Source organism: Zobellella sp. DQSA1, from assembly GCF_041950555.1.
Taxonomy (GTDB): domain Bacteria; phylum Pseudomonadota; class Gammaproteobacteria; order Enterobacterales; family Aeromonadaceae; genus Oceanimonas.
Genome location: NZ_CP169531.1, coordinates 1,200,956 through 1,224,435 on the forward strand (window position 1 = coordinate 1,200,956; position 23,480 = coordinate 1,224,435).

General features: G+C 61.9%; 24 protein-coding genes, 1 tRNA gene, 1 pseudogene and 1 other annotated feature. Of the genes and pseudogenes, 18 read left to right on the top strand and 8 right to left on the bottom strand.

Translation table 11 applies throughout. The annotated features are described in order from the left end of the window. The first annotated feature begins 29 nt into the window (after nucleotides 1-29). The 8 genes from ACEVBK_RS05810 to ACEVBK_RS05845 all read left to right on the top strand — a co-directional run bounded on the left by ACEVBK_RS05810 (nucleotide 30) and on the right by ACEVBK_RS05845 (nucleotide 6,500). Entirely contained in the window at nucleotides 30-776 is a 747-nt protein-coding gene (locus ACEVBK_RS05810) for a heme ABC transporter permease (protein ID WP_375057653.1), read from the top strand. Beyond that, the gene (ccmD, locus tag ACEVBK_RS05815; RefSeq protein ID WP_202086552.1) at nucleotides 766-972 is read left to right on the top strand and encodes a heme exporter protein CcmD; all 207 of its coding nucleotides are present in this window, start codon (nucleotides 766-768) and stop codon (nucleotides 970-972) included. The genes ACEVBK_RS05810 and ccmD overlap by 11 nt, the downstream gene beginning before the upstream one ends. Next, nucleotides 969-1,463 (top strand): cytochrome c maturation protein CcmE, encoded by a 495-nt coding sequence (gene ccmE, locus ACEVBK_RS05820; RefSeq protein ID WP_375057654.1) that lies wholly within the window; start codon nucleotides 969-971, stop codon nucleotides 1,461-1,463. Before ccmD ends, ccmE begins: the two co-directional genes overlap by 4 nt. Next, nucleotides 1,460-3,415, top strand: a complete 1,956-nt coding sequence (locus ACEVBK_RS05825; protein WP_375057655.1) for a heme lyase CcmF/NrfE family subunit — start codon at nucleotides 1,460-1,462, stop codon at nucleotides 3,413-3,415. Before ccmE ends, ACEVBK_RS05825 begins: the two co-directional genes overlap by 4 nt. Beyond that, nucleotides 3,412-3,945 (top strand): DsbE family thiol:disulfide interchange protein, encoded by a 534-nt coding sequence (locus ACEVBK_RS05830; protein ID WP_375057656.1) that lies wholly within the window; start codon nucleotides 3,412-3,414, stop codon nucleotides 3,943-3,945. The genes ACEVBK_RS05825 and ACEVBK_RS05830 overlap by 4 nt, the downstream gene beginning before the upstream one ends. Nucleotides 3,946-3,948: 3 nt before the next feature. Further along, entirely contained in the window at nucleotides 3,949-4,422 is a 474-nt protein-coding gene (locus tag ACEVBK_RS05835; protein WP_375057657.1) for a cytochrome c-type biogenesis protein, read from the top strand. A 1-nt stretch (nucleotide 4,423) separates the two neighbouring features. Next, nucleotides 4,424-5,635 (top strand): c-type cytochrome biogenesis protein CcmI, encoded by a 1,212-nt coding sequence (gene ccmI / locus ACEVBK_RS05840; protein WP_375057658.1) that lies wholly within the window; start codon nucleotides 4,424-4,426, stop codon nucleotides 5,633-5,635. 73 nt (nucleotides 5,636-5,708) lie between these two features. Next, nucleotides 5,709-6,500: a VacJ family lipoprotein gene (locus ACEVBK_RS05845; protein WP_375057659.1), complete on the top strand. Its 792-nt coding sequence runs from the start codon at nucleotides 5,709-5,711 to the stop codon at nucleotides 6,498-6,500. A gap of 69 nt (nucleotides 6,501-6,569) precedes the next feature. On the opposite strand, the gene ACEVBK_RS05850 is transcribed toward ACEVBK_RS05845, so the two are convergent. Next, entirely contained in the window at nucleotides 6,570-7,163 is a 594-nt protein-coding gene (locus ACEVBK_RS05850) for a DUF502 domain-containing protein (RefSeq protein WP_375057660.1), read from the bottom strand. Nucleotides 7,164-7,257: 94 nt separating this feature from the next. Next, nucleotides 7,258-7,554, bottom strand: a complete 297-nt coding sequence (locus tag ACEVBK_RS05855) for a hypothetical protein (protein ID WP_375057661.1) — start codon at nucleotides 7,552-7,554, stop codon at nucleotides 7,258-7,260. A 239-nt stretch (nucleotides 7,555-7,793) separates the two neighbouring features. Between ACEVBK_RS05855 and ACEVBK_RS05860 the strand changes: the two genes are divergently transcribed. Continuing rightward, nucleotides 7,794-8,864 (top strand): 3-deoxy-7-phosphoheptulonate synthase, encoded by a 1,071-nt coding sequence (locus ACEVBK_RS05860; RefSeq protein ID WP_375057662.1) that lies wholly within the window; start codon nucleotides 7,794-7,796, stop codon nucleotides 8,862-8,864. Between the two features lie 120 nt (nucleotides 8,865-8,984). Beyond that, a complete protein-coding gene (gene tyrA / locus ACEVBK_RS05865; protein WP_375057663.1) occupies nucleotides 8,985-10,115 on the top strand; it encodes a bifunctional chorismate mutase/prephenate dehydrogenase in 1,131 nt (376 codons plus the stop codon). Between the two features lie 885 nt (nucleotides 10,116-11,000). On the opposite strand, the pseudogene ACEVBK_RS05870 reads toward tyrA, so the two are convergent. Beyond that, nucleotides 11,001-12,149: pseudogene (locus ACEVBK_RS05870) on the bottom strand (chorismate mutase); the annotation flags it as partial. Nucleotides 12,150-12,181: 32 nt separating this feature from the next. Next, nucleotides 12,182-12,303 (bottom strand) — a sequence feature (Phe leader region). A 183-nt stretch (nucleotides 12,304-12,486) separates the two neighbouring features. Then, nucleotides 12,487-12,813, bottom strand: a complete 327-nt coding sequence (gene hpf / locus ACEVBK_RS05875) for a ribosome hibernation-promoting factor, HPF/YfiA family (protein ID WP_375057665.1) — start codon at nucleotides 12,811-12,813, stop codon at nucleotides 12,487-12,489. Between the two features lie 321 nt (nucleotides 12,814-13,134). On the opposite strand from hpf, the gene ACEVBK_RS05880 reads away from it, so the two are divergent. Both ACEVBK_RS05880 and ACEVBK_RS05885 read left to right on the top strand, forming a co-directional pair. Further along, a complete protein-coding gene (locus ACEVBK_RS05880; RefSeq protein WP_375057666.1) occupies nucleotides 13,135-15,042 on the top strand; it encodes a transglycosylase SLT domain-containing protein in 1,908 nt (635 codons plus the stop codon). Then, nucleotides 15,032-15,844, top strand: a complete 813-nt coding sequence (locus tag ACEVBK_RS05885; protein ID WP_375057667.1) for an NAD(P)-binding domain-containing protein — start codon at nucleotides 15,032-15,034, stop codon at nucleotides 15,842-15,844. The genes ACEVBK_RS05880 and ACEVBK_RS05885 overlap by 11 nt, the downstream gene beginning before the upstream one ends. Here the strand turns inward: ACEVBK_RS05885 and yjjX are convergent. Further along, complete coding sequence (gene yjjX, locus ACEVBK_RS05890; RefSeq protein ID WP_375057668.1) at nucleotides 15,798-16,349, bottom strand: inosine/xanthosine triphosphatase; 552 nt, start codon at nucleotides 16,347-16,349, stop codon at nucleotides 15,798-15,800. The genes ACEVBK_RS05885 and yjjX overlap by 47 nt on opposite strands. Nucleotides 16,350-16,438: 89 nt before the next feature. On the opposite strand from yjjX, the gene yciA reads away from it, so the two are divergent. Both yciA and ACEVBK_RS05900 read left to right on the top strand, forming a co-directional pair. Beyond that, a complete protein-coding gene (gene yciA, locus ACEVBK_RS05895; RefSeq protein WP_375057669.1) occupies nucleotides 16,439-16,837 on the top strand; it encodes an acyl-CoA thioester hydrolase YciA in 399 nt (132 codons plus the stop codon). After that, the gene (locus ACEVBK_RS05900) at nucleotides 16,815-17,648 is read left to right on the top strand and encodes an endonuclease/exonuclease/phosphatase family protein (RefSeq protein ID WP_375057670.1); all 834 of its coding nucleotides are present in this window, start codon (nucleotides 16,815-16,817) and stop codon (nucleotides 17,646-17,648) included. The genes yciA and ACEVBK_RS05900 overlap by 23 nt, the downstream gene beginning before the upstream one ends. A 35-nt stretch (nucleotides 17,649-17,683) precedes the next feature. Here the strand turns inward: ACEVBK_RS05900 and ACEVBK_RS05905 are convergent, their stop codons facing one another. Then, on the bottom strand, nucleotides 17,684-19,093 hold the full coding sequence (locus tag ACEVBK_RS05905; protein WP_375057672.1) for a LysM peptidoglycan-binding domain-containing protein: 1,410 nt from the start codon (nucleotides 19,091-19,093) through the stop codon (nucleotides 17,684-17,686). A 63-nt stretch (nucleotides 19,094-19,156) separates the two neighbouring features. Beyond that, nucleotides 19,157-19,927, bottom strand: a complete 771-nt coding sequence (gloB, locus tag ACEVBK_RS05910) for a hydroxyacylglutathione hydrolase (RefSeq protein ID WP_375057673.1) — start codon at nucleotides 19,925-19,927, stop codon at nucleotides 19,157-19,159. 47 nt (nucleotides 19,928-19,974) lie between these two features. Here gloB and ACEVBK_RS05915 point away from each other — a divergent pair, with 47 nt between their 5' ends. Beyond that, nucleotides 19,975-20,691 (top strand): class I SAM-dependent methyltransferase, encoded by a 717-nt coding sequence (locus ACEVBK_RS05915; RefSeq protein ID WP_375057674.1) that lies wholly within the window; start codon nucleotides 19,975-19,977, stop codon nucleotides 20,689-20,691. On the opposite strand, the gene rnhA is transcribed toward ACEVBK_RS05915, so the two are convergent. After that, nucleotides 20,679-21,140 carry a ribonuclease HI gene (rnhA, locus tag ACEVBK_RS05920; RefSeq protein ID WP_375057675.1) on the bottom strand — a complete coding sequence of 154 codons (462 nt, stop codon included), beginning with the start codon at nucleotides 21,138-21,140 and terminating at the stop codon, nucleotides 20,679-20,681. The two genes, ACEVBK_RS05915 and rnhA, sit on opposite strands and share 13 nt — an antisense overlap. 146 nt (nucleotides 21,141-21,286) lie before the next feature. Between rnhA and dnaQ the strand changes: the two genes are divergently transcribed. From dnaQ to ACEVBK_RS05935, 3 genes are all read left to right on the top strand, one after another. Then, nucleotides 21,287-22,024 (top strand): DNA polymerase III subunit epsilon, encoded by a 738-nt coding sequence (dnaQ, locus tag ACEVBK_RS05925; protein WP_375057676.1) that lies wholly within the window; start codon nucleotides 21,287-21,289, stop codon nucleotides 22,022-22,024. After that, entirely contained in the window at nucleotides 22,021-23,145 is a 1,125-nt protein-coding gene (locus ACEVBK_RS05930) for a hypothetical protein (protein ID WP_375057677.1), read from the top strand. Before dnaQ ends, ACEVBK_RS05930 begins: the two co-directional genes overlap by 4 nt. A 137-nt stretch (nucleotides 23,146-23,282) precedes the next feature. Next, nucleotides 23,283-23,359: transfer RNA gene (locus ACEVBK_RS05935), tRNA-Asp, on the top strand. The last annotated feature ends 121 nt before the right edge of the window (nucleotides 23,360-23,480 follow it).

A 23,480-nucleotide genomic window follows, 5' to 3' on the forward strand; every position in this document is an offset into this window, starting at 1 on the left:
GTGTAATACAAAAAAGGTCTGTGAGCAAGATGTGGAAATGGTTACATCCCTATGCCAAGGCTGAACAAGCCTACCGGCTGGCCGGACTCTGGCTGCCCTGGTTTGTTGTGTTCAGCGTGATTTCGTTTGCGGTCGGCCTGGTCTGGGGGCTGGCCTTCGCGCCTTCCGACTACCAGCAGGGTGATGCCTTCCGCATCATCTATATCCATGTGCCTTCCGCCATCATGTCGATGGGGGCTTACTCCTCGATGGCCGTGGCCGCCTTTATCGGCCTGGTGTGGCAGATCAAGACCGCCGACATGGCGGTGGCGGCCATCGCCCCGGTGGGTGCCGTCTTCACCTTTATCGCGCTCTTTACCGGTGCCGCCTGGGGCAAGCCCATGTGGGGCGCCTGGTGGGTGTGGGACGCCCGCCTGACCTCGGAGCTGATCCTGCTGTTTCTCTACCTGGGCGTCATCGCCCTGTACAACGCCATTTCCGACAAGGTGCTGGCGGGCCGGGCGGCGGGCATACTGGCGCTGGTGGGGGTGATCAACCTGCCGATCATCCACTACTCGGTGGAGTGGTGGAATACCCTGCACCAGGGCGCCACCATCACCAAGTTTGCCAAGCCGTCCATTTCCAACGACATGCTCTGGCCGCTGCTGATCATGATACTGGCGTTTATCTGTTTCCTGGGCGCGCTGACCCTGATGCGGCTGCGCAATGAGCTGATCCGGCGGGAATCGCACCGGCCCTGGGTACTGAAAATGGCGGAGGAACAGGATGAAATTTGAAAGCTGGTCTGCATTCTGGGCCATGGGTGGCTACGGCTTTTATGTCTGGCTGTCCTTTGCCGTGACCCTGCTGGCCCTGCTCGGGTTGGTGGTGGCCACTATAACAACGAAGAAACGCTTGCTGCGCGAGGTCAAACAGAAACAAGCCAGGGTCGCCCGTCGCAAGGCCGCCCAGAAGTTGGAGAACACCTTATGAACCCAAGACGTAAGAAGCGGATGACCCTGCTGGTAGCCGTGGTGGCTGGTTTGTCGGTCATGACCGCGCTGGTGCTGTATGCATTGCAGCAGAATATCGACCTCTTCTATACCCCGACCGAGCTGGTGCAGGGCAAGGGCAAGGACAACATCAAGCCGGAGGTGGGCCAGCGCCTGCGTATCGGCGGCCTGGTGGTGCCGGGATCGGTGTCCCGGGATCAGCAAAGCCTGAAGGTCAGCTTCGATCTGATCGATGCGGGTGGTGAAAAGGTGACGGTACTGTTTGACGGCATATTGCCGGACCTGTTCCGGGAAGGACAGGGCATAGTGGCCCAGGGCAATCTGGAAAATGCCCGCACCGTCAATGCCTTCGAGGTGCTGGCCAAGCACGATGAAGAATACATGCCGGCCGAGGTGGCGGAGGCGCTCAAAGGGATGGAGCACTTCAAACCGGAATATACCGAGGAACAGCTGCAAGGGAGCCGTTCATGATCCCTGAGATAGGCCAATTTACCCTGATCCTCGCCCTGGCGGCGACCCTGATCCTCAGCATCTATCCCCTGCTTGGCGCGGCCCGCGGCAATGTCAGCATGATGCTGCTGGCCCGGCCGCTGGCCTACGCCCAGTTCGGTTTTCTGCTGGTGTCCTTTCTCTGCCTGACCTGGGCTTTTATCGATCACGACTTTACCGTGCTTTACGTGGCCTCCAACTCCAACAGCCTGCTGCCCCTGGAGTACCGTATTTCGGCGGTGTGGGGCGCCCACGAGGGCTCCCTGCTGCTGTGGGTGCTGATACTGGCGGGCTGGACCGCGGCGGTGGCCCGCTTCAGTCGGGCGCTGCCGCTGGATGCGGTGGCCCGGGTGCTGAGCGTCATGGGCATGGTGGGCACCGGCTTCCTGCTGTTCGTGCTGCTCACCTCCAACCCCTTCGAGCGGACCCTGCCCTATTTCCCGGTGGACGGCCGGGATCTCAACCCGCTGCTGCAGGATCCGGGGCTCATCTTCCACCCGCCCATGCTGTACATGGGCTATGTGGGGTTCTCGGTGGCCTTCGCCTTCGCCATCGCCTCGCTGATGACCGGCAAGCTGGACACGGCCTGGGCCCGCTGGTCCCGGCCCTGGACCATGGCCGCCTGGGTCTTCCTGACCCTGGGGATTGCCCTGGGCTCCTGGTGGGCCTATTACGAGCTGGGCTGGGGCGGCTGGTGGTTCTGGGATCCGGTGGAAAACGCCTCCTTCATGCCCTGGCTGGCAGGCACGGCGCTGATCCACTCGCTGGCGGTGACCGAAAAGCGGGCCACCTTCAAGGCCTGGACGGTGCTGCTGGCGATCATGGCCTTTTCGCTCAGCCTGCTCGGCACCTTTTTGGTTCGCTCCGGGGTGCTGGTGTCGGTGCATGCCTTCGCCTCGGATCCGACCCGCGGCCTCTTTATCCTGGTGTTCCTGCTGCTGGTGGTGGGCTCGTCGCTGCTGCTGTATGCCATCAAGGGGGCCGAAGTGCGCAGCCACGGCAAGCATGAGCTGGCCAGCCGGGAAACCATGCTGCTCGGCAACAATATCGTGCTGATGGCGGGGCTGGTGGTGGTGTTGATCGGCACCCTGCTGCCGTTGGTACACAAAGAGCTGGGGCTGGGCAGCATTTCCATCGGCGCTCCCTTCTTCAACAGCCTCTACGCCTGGCTTGTCATTCCCTTCGCGCTGTTGCTGGGGGCGGGCCCGTTGTTCCGCTGGCGCCGCCAGCAGATGAAGGACGTCAACGGCAAGCTGCTGTTTGCCCTGGCCGCGAGTACGGTGCTGGGACTGGCCTTGCCCTGGTGGTTTGCCGAAAACTTCGAAATCTGGGCCGCGGTGGGCATCGGCCTGGGCATCTTTATCGTGATTACCAGCCTGCAGGAAACCTGGATCCGCGCCACCCACAAGCACCGTTTCGGAGTGGGAGTGCGCAAGCTTGGCAACAGTCACTGGGCCATGATCCTCGGCCACGTCGGCCTGGCGGTGTCCATCATCGGTATTGCCTGCACCCAGATCTACAGCATCGAGCGGGATGTCCGCATGAGCAAGGGCGACAGCGTGACCTTCGCCGGCTATACCTTCACCTTCGAGGGCACCCGCCGGGCCGACGGCCCCAACTACGAGGGCTTCAAGGGGGTGATCGGCGTGGCCAAGAATGGCCGGGCGCTGACCGAACTGCGCGCCGAGAAGCGGATGTACGTGGTGCAGCGCATGCCCATGACCGAAGCGGCCATCAACGCCGGCTTCACCCGGGATCTGTACGCCGCCCTGGGCGAAGAGCTGAACGACGGCGCCTGGGCGGTGCGGCTGTACTACAAGCCTTTCGTGCGCTGGATCTGGTTCGGCGCCGTGCTGATGTCCATCGGTGGTGTCATCGCCATGGTCGACAAGCGCTATCGTTTCGGCCGTAAACGCGAGCAGGAGGTTGCATGAACCGTCGTATCCTGATCCTGTCCATCCCGTTGCTGCTGTTCCTGGGCGCCAGCGTCTTCCTGTACAAGGGGTTGTTCTCCGATCCCACCAAGCTGGAGTCGGTACTGATCGATCAGCCGATCCCGGAGTTTACCCTGCAGGACCTGCACGATCTCGACAAGCAGCACGGCAAGGACATCTTCACCGGCCGGCCCATGCTGCTCAATGTGTGGGCCACCTGGTGCCCGACCTGCTATGCCGAACATGAGTACCTGAACGAGCTGAAGGCGAAGGAGGGTATCCACATCATCGGCATGAACTACAAGGACGAGCGCGACAAGGCCCTGCGCTGGCTGACCAACCTGGGCAACCCCTATGCCATCGATCTCTACGATCCCCGCGGCATGCTGGGCCTCGATCTGGGGGTGTACGGTGCGCCGGAAACCTTCCTGATCGACAGCTCGGGGGTGATCCGCTACCGTCATGTGGGGGATGTCAACGAACAGGTCTGGCACCAGACCCTGAAGCCCATTTTCGAGCGGATGGAGTAACCGATGCACGTACTGTCGATCCTGATATTGCTGGCCGGGGCCTGGCTGGTGTCGCCGGTGGCCGCCCAGTCGTCCATCGATGTTTACGAATTCGACTCCCCCGCGCAGGAAGCGGTGTTCCGGGAGCTGACCCGGGAGCTGCGTTGCCCCAAGTGTCAGAACCAGGATATCTCCGACTCCAATGCCGAACTGGCCAAGGATCTTCGTGACAAGACCTACGACATGCTGCGAGAGGGGAACTCGAAACAGGAAATCATCGATTTCATGGTGGCCCGCTACGGCAACTTCATCCTCTACAAGCCGCCGCTGATGGCCTCTACCGTCATCCTGTGGGCGGGCCCGGTACTGGTGATCCTGCTGGGGCTGGTGGTGATCCTGGTGCGTACCCGACGGACCCGGCGTAACGAGGGCGATGAGCTGAGTGCCGAAGAGAAAAAACGCCTGGCGGATCTGCTGAACAAAGATAAAGAGAGCTGATATGACCTTATTTTGGATCTTCAGTGCCTTGCTGACGGCAATACTGGTGCTGGTGATAATACTGCCTTTGACGCGAGGCCGGGCCGAGTCCAGCCACAGCCGTAACGAACTTAATACCCAGCTGTACCGGCAACGGTTGCAGGAACTGGAGCTGGACAGCGAACAGGGGCTGCTGGAAGACAGCGAGGCGGCCGAGCGCGAACTGCAGAAAAGCCTGCTCGACGACATGGTGCAGGAGCCGCGGCTGAACACCAGGAAGAGCCCTGCCTTGTGGCTGCCGGCGGTGCTGGTGGTGATTGCCGTCAGCTATGTCGGCTACTGGCAGGTTGGCGCCCACCGGGAAGTGGCCCAGTGGCAGGATGCCAGCGGGCGGCTGGCGGAGCTGTCCCGGCGGATACTGGTGGAGCAGGACGAGAGCATGACCGAACAGGATGTGCGTGAGCTGATGCTGGCCCTGCGCACCCGCCTGCACCAGGACGGCGATGATTTCCGTGGCTGGCTGCTGTTGGGACGGTTGGCGCTGGAGATGCGCGACGGGGAAACCGCCAAGGAATCGCTGGAAAAAGCCATGAACCTGACCGCCGACGTACAGGCGGTGGTGGTGCCTTATGCGGAGGCGCTGGCCATGACCGGTGAAACCCTGCGGGCCGAAGGCCTGATTGAAAATGCGCTGGTGCAGGATCCCGACAATCTCGAGGCCTGGTCGGTGTTCGCCTTCATGGCCCTGCAGCAGGACGATTTTGCCACCGCCGCCGAGCGCTGGCGGGAAATGCTGACCCGAATGTCGCCGGATAATCCTCGTTACGGCATGATAGAGCGTTCGGTGGCCTTCGCCGAGCAGCGTCTGGCCGCCGCGGACACAGTGCCGGTGACCGGCCCGCGTTACGAGGTGGAGGTCAATACCTCGAGCTCGGTGCCTTATCATCCCGGCTCCGTGCTGTTCGTGTTCGCGGTGGACGCCGCGGGTGGCGAAATGCCGCTGGTGGCCCGTCGTATCGAGCAGCCGGCCTTTCCGTTGACCATTACCCTGTCCAATGCCGATGCCATGGTGGCCGACAACAACATGAGCAGTCGGGCGGACGTGATCATCAAGGCGCGTATCGCCCCCAGCGGCAACGTGGCCGATGTGACCCACGCCTGGGAGGGACGCAGCGGGGTACTGAGCACCGATGAAGACCGCCGGATCAGCGTGGTGATCGATACCCCCCTGTGAAGGGCGGGCGGCCGGTCTTGCCGGCCGCTTCTGAACTAGACTGGAACGATAACAATAATCATAAGGTTACATTATGTGGCGAGTGCTGATATTGACGGCAGGCGCAACCCTGACGGGCTGTGCTGTGCACCAGGGGGGGGATCAGCCCCGGGCCAGTGATCCCTTTTCCTCGGACAAACCGGCGGACTACGCCAAGTCCACGGCCAATGACCCGCGAGACCCCTTCGAACCGGTAAACCGGGCTTCCTGGGTGCTCAACTACGACATACTGGAGCCCTATGCGGTGCGCCCCGTAGTGCACACCTATGCCGACTATGTGGCGGATCCCCTGAAAGAAGGGGTGCAGAACATGATGCTGAACCTCGAGGAGCCGGCCAGCTTTGTCAACCACCTGGTCAGCGGGGATATTCCGGGGGCCGGCACCAACCTGGCCCGCTTCGGTCTCAACAGTACCGTCGGAGTACTGGGTTTTTTCGATGTGGCGGAGAAACTGTCGCTGACCTCCCGGCCCAAGGACTTCAGCCAGGTCATGGGCCAGATAGGGGTTGGTGACGGTCCCTACCTGATGGTGCCTTTCATGGGGCCGACCACGCTGCGCCAGTTGTCCGGCGACGTGGTGGACAGCCTCTACTTCCCCTACGACGTGATGACGATCGCCATGCGCGCCGGTAAGTGGGTGCTGATGGGGCTCTATGACCGCAGTCAGCTGATCGACCAGGAAGCCATTATCGACAATGCCCTCGACCCCTACGGCCTGACCAAGGATTTTTATCTGCAATACCAGGCGAGCCGGGTGGGGCGGGAAGTCGGAGCCATGGCGGATGACGATCTGAGCGATTTTATGGACGAGATAGATAGCCTCTGAGCGGAGGCGGGGGACTGGGGAATAGTGGTGTTTGACTGAAACACCGATATTGTTCCCGGCTCCCCGCCTTCAGGGCGTTCCCGTCACCCCGCCGCTGACAATAAAGGTGGTGACGGTGCCGGCGGGAATGTCCAGCGGCCGCACTTTGTCCTTGTCGACGATCAGCACGTTGCCAGCGAAGTTGTAGGACTGGGGCAGGTAGACGGCGACCTTGTCCTGCAGCCCGAATGCCCCCATCTCCTCCCGGGTGATAAAGCCCAGCACCATCACTTCCCCGCCCATCAGGCTGACCGCCACCGGTTTGTCGAAGCGCTTGTTGTCGCCGAGCAGGGCATTGAACAGATCCCGCAGGGAGTTGTAGAGCATTTTCACCAGCGGAATACGGGTCAGTATGTTGTCGAAAATGGAGAGAAAAAAACGCCCGAGATAAAAGGACGCGAACATGCCGGTCAGGATGATCAGTGCCAGGGTCATCGCGCCGCCGGCCAGATCGGAGATCCAGCCCGCCTCCAGGGCCGGGAATACGACCCGCAGCAAAGAGCCCAGGGCCGAAAACAGGGTTTCGTTGAGCATGGTGAAGATCAGGTATACCAGATACACCGTCAGCACGAAGGGCAGCAGAATCAGCAGGCCCTGAAAGAAAAAGCGGATAAGTCGTTGCATCTTTGGGGTCCTTGAGGGGAGAAGCGGCATCATGGCAGATCCCGGCAGGAATACCAGCCTGACCACCGGCGGTTGTGTCAGCGCGGGTCGTGCACTACCGGCGCCGGGGTGCCAGGTTGCGCACATAGTTCAGCCAGCGGGCATACCAGGGTGGGCTGAAACGGCGGCTCTGCTCGGCTGCAAACAGGGCTTTCTGCAGCAGCAAGGGACTGGGTTTGTGGCCGTAGTGTGCCAGCCAGCTCTTGCTTACCTCATGCACGATCAGCCGGCACTGGTGATCGTAGAGGGTGTCGTTGTTATAGGATGGGGGGCTGCGGCGGTAATCCACCCCGTAGTGATCCAGTATGCGGCGGAAGCTGGCCACCAGCAGCCGGTACTCGTGTTCGTTCATAGGTTCCTCTCTATGCCTCAAGTATATGCCGATGAAAGGCGGAATTTGGCTCTTTTCTGCGCGTTTGAGCGTATCGGGGCAAAATAACCGGCTTTTAGCCGACATCAGGCTTTGCAAGGCCGTCCTGCCTTGGTATGGTGAAGGCGGTTGCGTAAAAGAGAAATTATCATATGTCAAATATGGAGTGATTTTTCTTTAAGTTTGGTTGTAATGTTTTGTTTACAAGTGAGGATGTCATCATGCAGAAAGACACGTTGAATAATATTCATATCCAATCCGAAAAGGTCATGATCACCCCGGCGGAGCTGAAAGCCAAGTTGCCGATTTCCGACCGGGCGCTGGCGTCCATCGGCCAGGCCCGGCAGACCATTTCCGATATTATTCATCGCAAGGATCACCGTCTGTTGGTGATCTGTGGCCCCTGCTCCATCCACGATATCGACGCAGCCAAAGAGTACGCAACCCGCCTCAAAAAACTGCATGATGACTACCGTGATAGCCTTTATATCGTGATGCGCGTCTATTTCGAGAAGCCGCGTACCACCGTCGGTTGGAAAGGCTTTATCAACGATCCTCACCTGGACGGCAGCTTCGATATCGAGCTTGGCCTGCACAAGGCGCGGGAACTGCTGTGCTGGCTGGCCGAACTGGAATTGCCGCTGGCCACCGAAGCGCTGGATCCCATCAGTCCCCAGTATCTGGCGGAGCTGTTTTCCTGGTCGGCCATCGGTGCGCGCACCACCGAATCCCAGACCCACCGGGAGATGGCCTCCGGGCTGTCGATGCCGGTTGGCTTCAAGAACGGTACCGACGGCAATCTGGGCACCGCCATCAACGCCATGAAGGCGGCGGCGGAGCCCCATGCCTTCATGGGTATCAACCAGGAAGGGCAGGTGGCGCTGCTGGTGACCCAGGGTAATCCGGACGGCCATGTCATACTGCGTGGCGGCAAGCAGCCCAACTACGACTCGGTCAATGTCGCGCTGGCGGAAAAGGCCATGACGGCGGCGGGGTTGGCGCCGAGCCTGGTGGTGGACTGCAGCCACGGCAATTCCAACAAGGATTACAGTTTGCAACCGCTGGTAGCGGAGAATGTGGTTCACCAGATCCAGGAAGGCAACCAGTCCATCCTCGGTATCATGCTGGAGTCGCATCTCTTCGAGGGCAACCAGTCCAGTGAACAACCCAAGTGCGATATGCGCTATGGGGTGTCCATTACCGATGCCTGTATCGACTGGGATACCACCGCCGAGCTGCTGGGCCACTGCCACCAGCAACTGGCCGCGCCGCTCAAGGCCCGTATCGGCTGAGCCGGCGGCTCGTACTGTTGAACGCCGCCCTTGCCGGCCCTGTCGTCGTCGGCCAATAGCGGGCATAATAGAGCACCGAGCCCGGGAAGGGCCGGTGCTTTTGTAATTGGGATGAAGCCGATGGTTGATGAATTAAAAGTCCTGCGGGATCAAATTGACGAGGTCGACCAGCAACTGGTCGAACTATTTGCCCGCCGGTTGAAACTGGTGGCGGGTGTGGGGGAAGTGAAAAGCCGCCAGGGCGTGCCTATCTATGCCCCCGACCGGGAAGCCGCCATGCTGGCCCGGCGCCGGGCCGAGGCCGAGGCGAAAGGCGTACCGCCGGACCTGATCGAAGATGTGCTACGCCGCGCCATGCGCGAGTCCTACGCCAGCGAAAAGGACACCGGTTTCAAATGTATCAAGCCGGAGCTGTCCAAAGCGGTGGTGATCGGGGGGGCCGGCCAGTTGGGTGGTTTGTTTGCGCACCTGCTGCGCCTGTCCGGCTACCCGGTCGAGATCCTGGAGAAAGAAGACTGGGACAGGGCCGGTGCCCTGTTGGGCGATGCCGGCCTGGTGATCATCGCCGTGCCCATCGAGCAGACGGTGGCGGTGATCGGGCGCCTGCCAGCGTTGCCCGCCGACTGCCTGCTGGTGGACCTGACCAGCGTCAAGAGCGAGCCGCTGGAAGCCATGCTGGCGGCCCATGGCGGCCCGGTGCTGGGGCTGCACCCCATGTTCGGCCCCGATGTGTCCAGCCTGGCCAAGCAGGTGATCATCTATTGCGAAGGGCGCGGCGGCGAACAGTATGAATGGTTGCTGGCCCAGATGCGCATCTGGGGCGCCCGACTGCAGCCGGTATCGGCGGACGAGCATGACGAGGCCATGAGCCTGGTGCAAGCGCTGCGCCACTTTACCAGCTTCGCCTACGGCGCCCATCTGTGCGCCGAGCGGGCGGATCTGGCCCAGTTGCTGCGCCTGAGCTCGCCCATCTACCGGCTGGAGCTGGCCATGGTGGGCCGGTTGTTCGCCCAGGATCCGGTGCTCTATGCGGACATCATCCTGTCCTCGCCCCGCAACCTGGAGATGATAAAGCGCTACCACCGCCGTTTCGGCGAGTTGCTCAGCCAGCTGGAGCGGGGCAAGCGCGATGCCTTCGTCGAACAGTTCGCCACCGTCAGCGACTTCTTCGGCGACTATGCCGGCATCTTCCTCAAGGAAAGCCGGATGCTGCTGGCTCAGGCCAACGACAGCCGCCATCATCAGGATTGAAGTGGGACCCGCCAAGGTGGACCCGACGCCTGTGCATTCCGGACCCATCCCGGTCTGTGGTAGATGCGGCTTCAGCCGCGTGGCGGACTTTCTCAATCAGACACAAGGCCCGGTTTCCCGGGCCTTGTGTTATCTGCGTTAGCCCTGGTATAGCCGCTGGGCGAGGGGGGCCACGGCATCGGCTTGCTGGTCTTCGGCGAGTTCGATACAGAAGCCCTGCACGCCCGCTTCCTTCAGCGCATGGGCGAGCTCGGGCAACAGGGATTTCTCGCCCCCGAGCCGGCTAAGCAGGGGCAGGTGGGTCTGTTGTTGCAGGGCCAGCAGCTCGACCAGGGGCAGCCCCTGGCCATCGAGCAGGGCCAGTTGTTGATTGCCTTCTTTCAGGATGAGATCCGCTTCCGCCAGCGAGACGATGGCATCCGGCTGCAGCGGTAACAACAACGGGCGGGTACAGCGGCCGGCGGCAATCAGCAGCTCCCCGCGATGGGGCTGATCCGGTTGCAGCAACAGCAGATCGAGGTATTCCGCCGCCCGGTTAAGCTCTTCCACTTTGCCAACCGCGGTCATCGCCGCCAGGTCAAACTGGGCGGCGACTTCCCGCAGCTGCTGCAGGTGTTGCAGTCCCTGCTGGATATCGCCGTTATCGAAACAGGGCGCGGCCAGTACCTGGCCGCCGCTTTCCTTCAGCCGGCGGGCATCTTCCTGCAATTGCTGGCGACCGGGCCAGGCCCCGAGCATGGCAATCAGCAGCGGCTCCTGGGTGCCCAGGTAAAAGCGGCCTATCTGTAGCCGTGAGCCGTCTGTCTTGTAGGCGCGGCTGTGGCGGGGCTGCTCGGCCTCGGCGTCGGCTTGGGGGGCGGTTTTACCCTGGCTCAGGGCGCCGGACGGAATCCGGGTCGGCGCCACTTCGGCACTGGGATAGCAGCCCAGCACCTTGATAAAGCGGGTGATGCGGCCCAGTTCCTTGAGTACCGACTGCATCTCCGGGCTGTTGACATTGGCCGCCACGTCCACATAGAACATCTCTTCCCAGGGGTTGCCGATAATGGGGCGGGATTCCAGCTTGGTCATGGTGATGTCGTGGCCGCGCAGCACCAGCAAGGCTTCCACCAGGGCGCCGCTTTGCTGGCCGGTAGACATGATGAAGCTGGTCTTGGCCGGGATCTGCTCCGCCACTTCGATGGGCTTGCGTGCCACCACGATAAAGCGGGTCATGTTCTGTTTCTGGTTGGCCAGGCCGCGTACCAGGGGTCTGAGGCCATGCAGCTCGCCGCCGTCGGCGCTGCCCATGGCACCCACATCGGGTCGCTTCAGGCCGGCCACCAGCTCCATGGCATTGGAGGAGGCGGCACAGAATTCCACCTTGACCCCCGGCAGCGTCTTCAGGTATTGGGAGCATTGCTGGTACACCTGGGGATGGGTGTACAGGGTCTTCAACTGGCTGACGTCGGTATCCACCGCCACCAGCAGGCAGTGCTCTATGGGCTGGGTCAGTTCGCCGACGATGGACAGGCTGGTGTGCTGCATCAGATCGAAAACATCGTTGATGGAGCCGGAACTGGTGTTTTCTATGGGCAGTATGCCGTACTGGGCCTGGCCCGATTCCACGGTGTCGAGGATCTGTTGGAAGGTCTCGCAATTGTGCTCGATGATGCTGGCCTGGAAGCGGGACAAATACTTGCGTGCCGCCAGGTTGGAGTAGGAGCCGGTGAGCCCGAGAAACGCCACGCTGATGGCCGGCGCCTTGTCCTGGGGATTGAGCAGGTCCTGCAGCAGGGCTTGCTGGGACAGCACCGAGTCTTCGATGATGGTGTGATAGATGCGGGTCACGTAATGGGCGTCCAGGCCAAGCTGGCGGCCCTGGTTGATGAGCTCCACCAGCAGTGCCTGCTCCCGCTCCTGATCCCGTATCGGCCTCGGGTTTGCCAGTTTGGAGCGGGCCACATCCAGGCTCAGGGCCTTGCGTTTGGCCAGCAGGGTCAGCAGCTCGCTGTCCAGGCGGGTGATGTGGGTTCTGATATCATCCAGATTCATGAATAGGGCTTCCTTCGTCGCCAGTCCGGCTGAATAAAAAAGCCTCCCGGTGGGAGGCTTGGCGGTTCGTCTTTCGCTTATCTCTTGCTTGCGCCCGTGCCTCCCGAGTCAGGGTGCAAAAAAGAAGCGAAAGAAAAACAGGGATACGGGCATCATCAGGTCACAGTCGTCGTTGTCACTCCCATAGGAATACTGAAAAGCGTCGGCGCTGGCAAGCCTTTTCCGGGTATTTTTTGGCGAGCCGGCCCGCCAACCGCCAAAAAGGCGGAAAACAGCCCTGGGGCCTTTCCGCCAGTGATTCGGCCGGTGCCGGAGAAAGGGCCGGCCGGCTCCGTTGTTATTCGTCCTCCTCGGCTATCGGCTGGGCCACGTTGGCCCGTTGAGCCAGCGGCTTGTCCGCGTAGCGGCCGAGCTGACGTTCCAGTTTCTGCCCCAGTTCATTGATGGCGGCATACAGGTCTTCGTGTTCCGCCTGGGCAAAGAGGGTATCATTAGGCACCCCGGCCTTGGCTTCCACCAGGTAATTCAGGCCTTCTTTCTGAATCACCACATGGGGGTTGATAAGCACGATCTGGCGCCGATTTAATTTGTCGAAGCGACTTTCAATCCGTTCACGAATAGCGGGAGAGATGTCGACAACATGGCTGGTAATCGCAATAGACATAAGGACCCCCTGGCTGTTTCTTCGTTTGTGTTCAAGCTCAGATTACCCCGGCAGCGAATTAATTTTGTGATGGAAATCAACTTTTTCCCGCCTGTCGGTTCCTTTTGACAATATTTGTGAGCTTCCCGGTGCTAATGCCAAAAAGCCCTTGCCAGCCAGAGGCCAAACAAGACAGACTCGTATGGATAAACTCTGGGCCTGGTAGCTTCCCCCTCTGACGCCGGTTTTGCACTTCGCGCCCGGAGAATTTGCATTGCCCCATTGGCAGTGCCCCCGGTATTCCTTAGGATAGCGCTATATTTTCTAAAGAGGGGTGGTGCCGTGAAGAGCTGGTTGGGAGTGGGGCTGCTGCTGCTGGGCCTTGGCATGAGTGTCGAGGCTTCACCGCTGCGCGAGCGATATCAGCAGGCGGAGCAGGCGCTGAAAAAAAATGACCTGCCCCGCTATCAGCAGTTGCGCCAGGGGCTGGATCCTTACCCCTTTACTATTTACCTCGATTATCAATACCTTGCTGACAGAATCAACCATCTGAGCACGGCTCAGGTGCGCGAATTCATGGCCCGCTACCCCGACTCCCAACAGGCGGACCGGCTCGAGCGCCAGTATCTGTTCCGCCTGGCCCGGGAACAGCGCTGGCAGGAGTTTCTGGCCCTTTACCCACAATTGCCCAACAGCGCCGAGCTGCAGTGCGCCCACTACAGAGCTAAATGGGCGACCGGCGACAGGGCGACCGCCATCGCCGGCGCCGAGCGGCTGTGGCTGCATGGCCAGTCCAGGCCCGGCATTTGCGATCCTCTGTTCGAGGACTGGCGTAGTGTGGGCGGGCGCAACGACGAACATATCTGGCAGCGCATGTTGCTGGCCTACGAGAGTGGCCAGGAGGGGCTGATGGCCTTCCTGGGGCGGCTGCTGAGCCCTTCGGCCCGCCCGGCCGGCGAACTGCTGCAGGCATTGCACAAGGATCCCCGGCAAGTGATCCGGCCGGAGCAGGTCAAGACGGAAACCGGGCGGCATAAGGTTGCGGTGACCATGGCCCTGGCCCGGTTGGCGGATACCGATCCCGAGCTGGTGATGAGCCTCTACCCTAAATACCAGCGTAGCCACAATTTCGAACGAGCCCAGATGGCGGTGGTGGAGCGTAGCCTGGCTCGCCGGCTGATGTTCAACCGCACCCGGGACTATCGCGGCTGGCTCGACAGCCGGTTGCCGGAGGTGGGGAATGCCGAACTCTTTGAACTGCGGGCCCGGCTGGCGATATGGGAGCAGGACTGGCAGCATCTTATCGGCTGGATTGATCGACTGCCTCCCGATGCCCGGCAGGACAGTCGCTGGCTGTACTGGCGGGGCAGGGCCCTGGCCGCACAGAACAAAACCACAGAGGCCGATGCCGCCTGGCAGCAGGCGGCCAAATCCCGGGATTACTATGGCTTCCTGGCCGCTCAGCAGAGCCGGCGTGACTTTTCCCTGCAGAAAAAGCCCCTGGTGCCGGCGCCCTCATGGAGCCAGGCCAGCAAGCAGTGGCCTGCACTGCTGCGGGTCGAGGAATGGCTGGCGCTGGGTGACCGCGCCGCCGCTCGCGGCGAATGGCATCACCTGCTGGGCAAGGTGGATGAACCGGCGGGCGTGGCCCTGGGCAGCCTGGCGCTGAGTCGCGGCTGGTATGATAAATCCATCGTGGCCAGTATCCGGGTTCAGGCCTGGGATCACCTGGATCTGCGCTTCCCGGTGGTGTACCGGGATATCTTCCAGCGCCAGGCCCGCCGCCTGGGAGTGGACGAGGCCGTTCTTTTCGCCATCGCCCGTCAGGAAAGTGCCTTCTATGAACAGGCCCGTTCACCGGTAGGGGCCGGCGGCCTGATGCAGCTGATGCCGGCCACGGCGCAGGAAACCGCGCGCAGGCATGGCATCACCCAGTTCCGCCATCCCGCCGACGTCTACCGGGCCGACGTGAACGTGCAGCTCGGCTCCAGCTACTTCAAGGAGCTGCTGGAGCGCTACAACCATAACCGGATCCCGGCCATTGCCGCCTATAACGCCGGCCCGAGCCGGATCAACCGCTGGCTGAGCGAGAGTGGCAGCCGGCCGCTGGATGTCTGGGTGGAGAATATTCCCTACCGGGAGACCCGGAGCTATGTGCAGAACGTGCTGGCTTTTTCGGTGATCTACCAGGATATGCTGGGTCAACCCAAGACCTTCCTGAAGCCGGCGGAGCTGAACTATGTCTACTGAACCGGGGGTGGCCATTCTCGGCCTGGGCTGGCTGGGTGAGCCTCTGGCTGCGGCCTTGCTGGCACAGGGGTACCGGGTCGCCGGCACCACCACCGACGCGGCCAAGGCCGAGCGGTTGCGTCGAGAGGGGGTGGTGGCCGAGGTATGGGATATCAATGGGCCGCTGCCATTGGCCTGGCCGGCGCGGCTTGCTGCCGACAGCCTGATACTGTGCGTGCCGCCGGGCAAGGTGGAGGACTACGCCGCGACCCTGGGTCGGGTTGCCGCCCTGGCCGCCGTGGCCGGGGTGCGCCGGGTGCTGTTTACCAGTGCCACTTCCGTGTACGGCGGCACCGGCGCGAAGACCGAGGCGGATACCGGACCCGATTCCGAACGCGGCGAGCGCATGCTGGCGGCGGAGCAGAGGGTGCGTCAGAGCGGCATTCCACAGGTGCTGTGCCTGCGGCTGTCGGGCCTGGTGGGTGGCAGCCGCGAGCCGGGACGCTTTCTGGCCGGGCGACGGTTTGAGGGCGGTGATGAACCGGTCAACCTGGTGGCGCTGGAGGATTTGCTGCGTTTTATTCCCGCCATACTGGCGCGGGAGGATTGGCCGGAAGTCCTGAATGTCAGCACGCCCCATCACCCCAGCCGGCGGGAGTTTTATACCCGGGCGGCGCTGCTGCGGAAATTGCCGCCACCGACATTCGCCGGGGGCGGCGAGGGCAAGAGCATCGACGGCGACGCACTCGCCCGCTGGCTGGGACTCGACTATCGGGTTACGGACTGGTTTGCGTGGCTGGCTGAGCGTAAGGCGCGGGGCTGAGCAACGGCGCCAGGGCCAGGATCAGGGTGTCCCGGTAGACGCTGCGCCTGTCCAGCAGGTTGCGGGTCAGCACGCCGATAGCGCCGCCCTGCTGCTTGCAGTTGGTTAAGTTGAACAGGCGGTCCATGGCCTGACCCAGCTCCTCCCCTTGAGACACGGCGCTGGCCACGAACGGCGGCAGGGTCAGGCTGGCGCTGCGGGCGACGTTATCCAGCCCCGGCCCCAGTACCTGCAGCCAGGCGAAGGTGATGGTGTGCGCCTGCAGTCGATCGATACCGCCTTCCATGCCAATCCACAGATCCGCCCCGGGCCGATGCCGGCGTGCCGCCAGCGCCCGGTTGCGCGCTCCCTGCAAGGTTTCCGCATCGCTCATTGGCTGGGCGGCCACGCCGGATGGCACGGCCAGGCCGTTCAGCTCGATATCCTGGTCCGGGAACAGCAGGGCCAGGGCCTGGCGGGCGGCCTCGATTTTAGCCGGATTGAGGGAGGCGACGATGACGTTCATGGATAACCTTTTATTACGGGAAAATTGCGGGTCATGGTATGGCTGATTACTATGCCATTTTACCCCTGTTGCTGGAGATTTTTGCATAAATGACCGAAAAATGTAGCCCCAGAGGGGAAATGCTGCTGCGAACCATGGCGATGCCGGCGGACACCAATGCCAACGGCGATATCTTTGGTGGCTGGATCATGTCCCAGATGGATTTGGGGGGCAGCCTGCTGGCCAATGAGATCGCCCTGGGTCGGGTGTGCACCGTGGCGGTGAATGAGATGATTTTTTCCCGACCGGTACAGGTGGGCGATGTGGTGTGCTGCTACGGCGAGCTGCTCAAGACAGGCCGCAGCTCCATGACCATAGGCGTGGAGGTCTGGGTCAAGCCGGTACTGGTGCCTTCGAACGGCCCCCGTTATCGGGTGGCCGGGGCCCAGTTTGTCTACGTGGCCATCGACGAAAACGGCTGCCCCCGTGCTGTGCCGCAACCGGCATAAGGCGCTTTTTCTGGGGGCGGCCCTGCTGCTGGGCGGCTGTATCGAGGTGCCGGCCCCCCTGTTGCTGAACGACCGGCTCGAGTCGGTTTCCGAGCCCTGTCAGTATCCATCGCCTGTTGAGTACCGGCCCTTGCCGGCGCGTTTTACCCTGCTGAGCTGGAATATCTACAAGCAGCAGGGCGATTGGCGTTCCGAGCTCGATGACTGGGCGGCAGACGCCGAGCTGCTGTTGCTGCAGGAGGCCAGCGGTACCGAGGCGCTTCACCATTGGTTGCAGGAACGGGGCTACCGCTGGTTCCAGGTGCCGGCTTTCAACTGGCGGGGGGCTCCCCAGGGTGTGCTGACCGCCGCGCCGGGGGAGGCACTGCAGGCCTGCGGCCAGCGGGTGGTGGAGCCGATGACCCGGGTTCCCAAGTCGCAGCTGTTCAGCCGCTATCAACTGACCGGAGAGCCTGAGCAACTGCTGGTGGTGAACCTGCATGCGATCAACTTTTCCCTGCGTGGCCGCAGCTACCAGGAGCAGCTCGAGCGGATCAGCGACGTTATCGGGGACTACCGGGGGCCGGTGATCGTGGCCGGTGATTTCAACCGCTGGAACGCACGTCGGGATCGTTTGCTCCGGCACTGGGCTGAACGGGAGCAGTTGCAGGAAATGACGCTGGCAGAGGACAATCGAACCCGTTTTGCCGGCTATCCGCTCGATTCGGTGTTCTATCGGGGTCTGCAACTGGAACAGGCCCGGAGCATGACCTCCACCGCTTCCGATCACGGGCCAATCAAGGCGGTATTCCGCGTCCTGGGCGAAGCGTAAAAAAGAAAAGGGAGCCGCATGGGCTCCCTTCTGATTCAGCCGGAATTCGCCGACACTATCAATTGCTGCCCCGCGCGCAGGCTGTCCTGGTCGGGTAGCCGGTTCCAGCGCAGCAGGTCGGTTATGCTCACGCTGAAGCGGCTGGCGATGGCCGACAACGAGTCGCCGGCCTTGACCAGATACACACCGTCGGAGGCCGAGGGTGAGGCGGCGCGGGCCGCCGAGGGCAGCATCAGGGTCTGCCCCACCCGTATGGTATTGCCGCCCAGGTTATTGGCCTGCTTGATGGCCTCAATGCTGGTGCCGTGGCGGCGGGCGATGGCGCCCAGGTTGTCGCCGCCTCTGACCTGGTAACGCTGGTATTCCCGGCGTTCCTGCTGGGGACGATCGGCCATGGCCAGCTCGAAGCCCTGGGCATGGCTCACCGGTACCAGGATTTCGGCACTGCGGGCCGGCGAGGTGGCAGCTTTCTTGAAGCCGGGGTTCAGTTGCTTGAGCTGGTTGCGGTTCATTCCAGCCAGATCGGCGGCCATGTTCAGATCCACCTGTCCTTCCACTTCCACCACCGCCACCTGGGGACGATTGGGCACTGCCGGTACTTCCATGCCGTAGTGGTTCCGGTGCTTCAGGATGTCGGCCAGGGCCAGCAGCTTGGGCAAATAATTCTGGGTTTCCTTGGGCAGGGGCAAGGACCAGTAATCGGTCGGCTTGCCCTGCCGGCGGTTGGCCTTGATAGCCCGTTGCACCCGGCCTTCCCCGGAGTTATAGGCCGCCAGAGCATGCAGCCAGTCGCCATCGAAGAATCCATGCAGGTATTCCAGATAGTCGAGCGCGGCCCGGGTCGAGGCCATTACATCGTAACGGCCGTCATACCAGCTGTCGTAGTGCAGGCCGAAGTTCTTGCCGGTGCCCTGCAGCATCTGCCACAGACCGGCCGCGTGCCCACGGGAATAGGCCTTGGGATCGAAGGTACTTTCCACCACCGGCAACAGCACCAGTTCCATCGGCATGTTCCTTTTCTCTATCTCTTCCTTGATGAGATAGAGAAAAGGTCTGGCGCGTTCGGATACGGAACGCATGTATGCCGGGTGTTTCAGGTACCAGTTGCGCTGGGCGACCACCCTGGGGTGATCCAACGGCATCTCGAGTTGCATCTGCCCTGCCAGCTCCAGCCACAGGTTCTGTTGCTGGGCTTCGGCTTGCTGGCGGTACTGCCGGTTGCTCGATGAGTGGGATACGTTGCGGTAAACCCGACCGCCGTCGGCTGCGGGTTTACTTTGTACCTTGAGCGACGAATACGCCGCCGATTTCGGGTAAAGCTGGCTGTGTGCCGCTTGCCCTCCACCTGTTTCCTGATGGCCATAGGGATGCCGTGCCGAGTCGGCCGGCATCGCCTGGCAGCCCGCCAGGAGCAAGGCACTGGATAAAATACAGAGTCTTCTCATGGTGTCTGCGTCTCACAAAAACGGCGGCCAGTGTATGCTTTGTGAGCAGTTTAATCAAGTTCGTTAAAAATCGTCCTTCCAGCGGCGAAGTGCGGCGAACACTTCGGTGTCTTCATTTAACTCCGCCATGGCGTGGTGCTGAACCGCGGCCCGGACCCCCGGAACATGGGCGCGCAGGAAGATATTGACGGCGTTTTCAAGGCCGATGGAAGTGGGCAGGGTAGGGAGGCCCTGCTGGCGTAGTTTGGCCACTTTTTGCAGGTATTTTTTCAGTTCGGGGTTATTTGGTTCCACTGCGTGGCAAAATGCCAGGTTGGCCTGGGTATACTCGTGGGTGCAATAGACCCGGGTGTCTTCCGGCAGGGCGGCCAGCCGGGTGAGGGACCGGTGCATCTGCCGCGGGGTTCCCTCGAACAACCGGCCGCAGCCCCCCGAAAACAGGGTGTCGCCGCAAAACAGCAGCCCCTGGCCGTGATAGGCGATATGGCCCAGGGTGTGGCCGGGTACGGCCATGACCCCGAGTTCGAGCCCCAGGCTCGGCAAGGTGAGGCGATCGCCCTCCTGCAGGCCGGTGCCGGTTGCCGCCGGCATCGGTTCGGCGGCCGGGGCATAGAGCCTGGCTTCGGGCCAGCGGGCCAGCAGGGCCTTGACCCCGCCGGTGTGATCCCGGTGGTGGTGGGTGATCAGGATGGCATCCAGGGTCAGGCTGCGTTCCGCCAGCACCCGGGCAACCGGGGCTGCATCCCCGGGATCCACCACGGCGGCACTGTTACCATTGCTTATCAGCCAGATATAGTTATCGTTAAAGGCAGGGATGGGACTGATGTTGGGCATGATGCTGTCCTTGTGGTCGTGTTGTGCATTAGCTTACCAGAGGCGCCATGAAATCAGCCAGTACACCGCCGGTACCGGAACGTTGGCAGCAGTTGCCGTGCGGCAGCCAGATCGCCGAGCAGCTGCAGTTGCGCCTGGATGAGTGGGCGCCGGGCCTGTTCGGTTTCAACCTGCTCAAGATCGATGCCCTGAGTGCCGCCCTGTCGCTGGACAAGAGCCGGATCCGCCAGTCGGTGCTGATGGGACAGTTTCCCTTTGAGGGCATGGATCTGCAGGCGGATGCCACCGCCATGCCCTTTGCCCCCGGCAGCCTGGATGCCTGCCTGCTGGCCCATGTGCTGGATTACAGCGAGCATCCTCACGCCATCCTGCGGGAAACCGAAATTGCCCTGCGGGATGACGGCTGGCTGATCGTCACCGGTTTCAACCCCTACAGCAGTGCCGGGCTGGCCTGTGCCCTGCCGGCCCTGCGGCGGCGATTGCCGCGCTGGCGCCATATGCTGGCACCGGGCCGGCTGGAGGACTGGCTCAAGTTGCTGGGGTTTGAGGTGATCGAACGGGATTACCTGGGGTTTACCCGCTTTATGCAGTTTGCGCTCCCCGGCCACTGGCGTGGCCGGCTCTGTCCGCGCTTCTGCCCTTCGCTGGCGGCGGTGTATATCATACTGGCGCGCAAACGACGTTTTCCGCTGACGCCCATCCGGGAGCTGAAGCCGGTACGCAGCGCCCTAGCCCAGCCGGGCATGGCACGTCAGCGCGAGTAGCCGACGTCTTCATTGGCCGCATCATGCAAGGCGGCGTCCCGGGCCAGTTCGTCGCAACGTTCATTTTCCGGATGTCCCGAGTGCCCCTTGACCCAGTGCCAGTGCACTTTGTGCTGCTGGCACAAGGTATCCAGTTGTTGCCATAAATCGGCATTCTTAACCGGCGTTTTGGCGGCGGTTTTCCAATTGTTGCGCTTCCAGCCGTTGATCCACTGGGTGATACCCTGGCGCACATACTGGCTGTCGGTGGTCAGATCGACCTCGCAACCATGGCTGAGGGCGCCGAGCCCGGCGATGGCCGCCATCAATTCCATACGATTGTTGGTCGTGAGGCGATAGCCCCGGCTCAGTTCTTTTCGATGCTGTTTGTAGAGCAGTACGGCGCCATAGCCGCCCGGGCCCGGGTTGCCGAGGCAGGAGCCATCGGTGTAAAGCTGGATGTGTTTCATGCTCGCCCACGATATGAAAATAAAGGCGAAGTCTGCCACAGCCGAGGGGCCCGGGCCAGTCCGGATCCCGCATGATGCCACTGCCTCGGTAGCACTCTCCGGCCCGGTTATTTATACTGGCGCCGTCTTGTGCGGAGGAAACAGCGATGACCCAGCAAAGCCATCATCGGCAAATTGTTCTGGATACGGAAACGACCGGTATGAACATGGATGCCGGGCCCCATTATCTGGGGCACCGGGTGATCGAAATCGGTTGCGTGGAGGTCATTAACCGCCGCCTGACCGGCCGGCATTTCCATGTCTATCTCAAGCCGGATCGCAAGGTCGATGAAGAAGCCATCCAGGTGCATGGTATTACCGATGCGTTTCTGGCGGACAAACCGGCGTTTACCGCCAAGGTCGACGAATTCCTTGCCTTTGTCTCCGGGGCCGAGCTAGTGGCCCATAATGCGCCCTTCGACGTCGGTTTCCTCGACTACGAAATGGAGCTGATGGGGCGGCCGGAACGCATGGCCCGGTTATGCAAGATCACCGATACTCTGGCCCTGGCCCGGCAGCTGTTCCCCGGCAAGCGCAACAACCTGGATGTGCTCTGCGATCGTTACGGCATAGACAACGGTCACCGAACCCTGCACGGGGCCTTGCTCGATGCCGAGATCCTGGCCGATGTGTACCTGTTGATGACCGGTGGCCAGACCAAGTTGAACCTGCAGAGCGACACCGGCCAGCAAGAGGGGGCCAATGCCCAGGGCATTCGCCGCCTGAGCGCGACGCGGCCGGCGCTCAAGGTGATCCGGGCCGGCGCTCAGGAGCTGCAGGCGCATGAGGACCGGCTGGATCTGGTGATGAAGAAAGGGGGCAGTTGTCTGTGGCGTGGGGAATGAGGGGGCTTTATTTCGTTCTGCTGTCGGTCATGGCCGGGGCGGGGAGCGCCAATGAGCAGAATGCGCGCTGGCTGAGCAATACCTTTCGCATCGACCCTTCTATTTCCGCGGTCACCCTGTTCATCGAGCGGGAGCAAGAGAGCGCCCCCGTGGTCTTGATCCGTCCCGATGGCAGCAAGTATTACTATCAGCGTCATCCGGATCATATCAACTGGGCCTCCACGTCCCAGCGGGATGTGATCACCCTGTGGCAGCCCGAACCCGGTCCCTGGCAGGCCACCGGAAAGATCAACGAGCAGCGGGGAATTTCGCTGGTCAGCGTGTTTCGTCTGCAACTGGAGCCGCTGCCACCGCGGATTTATCAGCGCGAGGTGCTCAAGCTGGACGCCGAGCTGAAATATGCCGAAACCACCCTGGATGCCGCCTACTACCTCGATGGCTTGTCATTGCAGGCTCAACTGGTCAGTCTGCTCGACAACGACGGCGATCGCTTTGCCCGGGCACCGCGGGTGATCGGTTTTTTTGCCGATGATGGCACCGGTCTGGACGCTTATCCCGGTGACGGCAAGATGACGGCGGAGCTGGTTTTTGACACCCAGCCCGGCCAGTATCTGTTTCAGGCGCAAACCACCAATCAGGTCCTGGCGCGAACGTATGAGCAGGAGCTGCTGGTTTATCCCATGCCGCTCAACCTGAGGTTTTCGACACCCGATGCCGCAGGGCGTTGGCGGCTCAACCTGGAAGCCGACGGCGAGCTGCAACCCGATACCCTGGTGGTGTCCGGCGAGTTGAGCAATCCACTGGGGCAGACGTTGCCGATTTCCGGACAGGGCCGGGTCATTGAACTGCCCGACGCCCGACAACCAGGCAACTATCGCTGGCAGGGACGGGCCTTTGCGACCACCCGGGACGGGCGTGAAATTCAGCTGGACCTGGCCGAACAGGTGGTCAGGGTGTTGCCTCCGGCCACGGCTCCCGCCACCGGTCCGGCTGCCCTGGCACCGGCCCGGCTGCTCTGGCCTTATTTGCTCGGTGCTGGAGCGCTGCTCCTGCTGCTGAGTGGGGGTGTGCTTTGGCTATGGCGCAGAAAGGCGGCCAGAAAGCGGGAAGAAGGGCTCTGAACCGTACCTTTATTGTGCATTATTTGGTGTTTAGGCTAAAAAGCGCGCAAGCGGTCGAAACGCATGATTTTATCCTTGACCCCTCTCGTCGGGGGAATTAATATCCGTCCCGCCTGAAGCAAGCAGTATCAGGCAACGGAGCGGTAGTTCAGTTGGTTAGAATACCGGCCTGTCACGCCGGGGGTCGCGGGTTCGAGCCCCGTCCGCTCCGCCAAATTCAAGAAAAGGCCACCCTAGGGTGGCCTTTTTCGTGCCCGCCATTTACTTTATTCGGCCCCGGCGGTGAGCTGGCTTTACCGGGCGTGTGCCGCCAGGCCATTATCCGTTAATCGTTA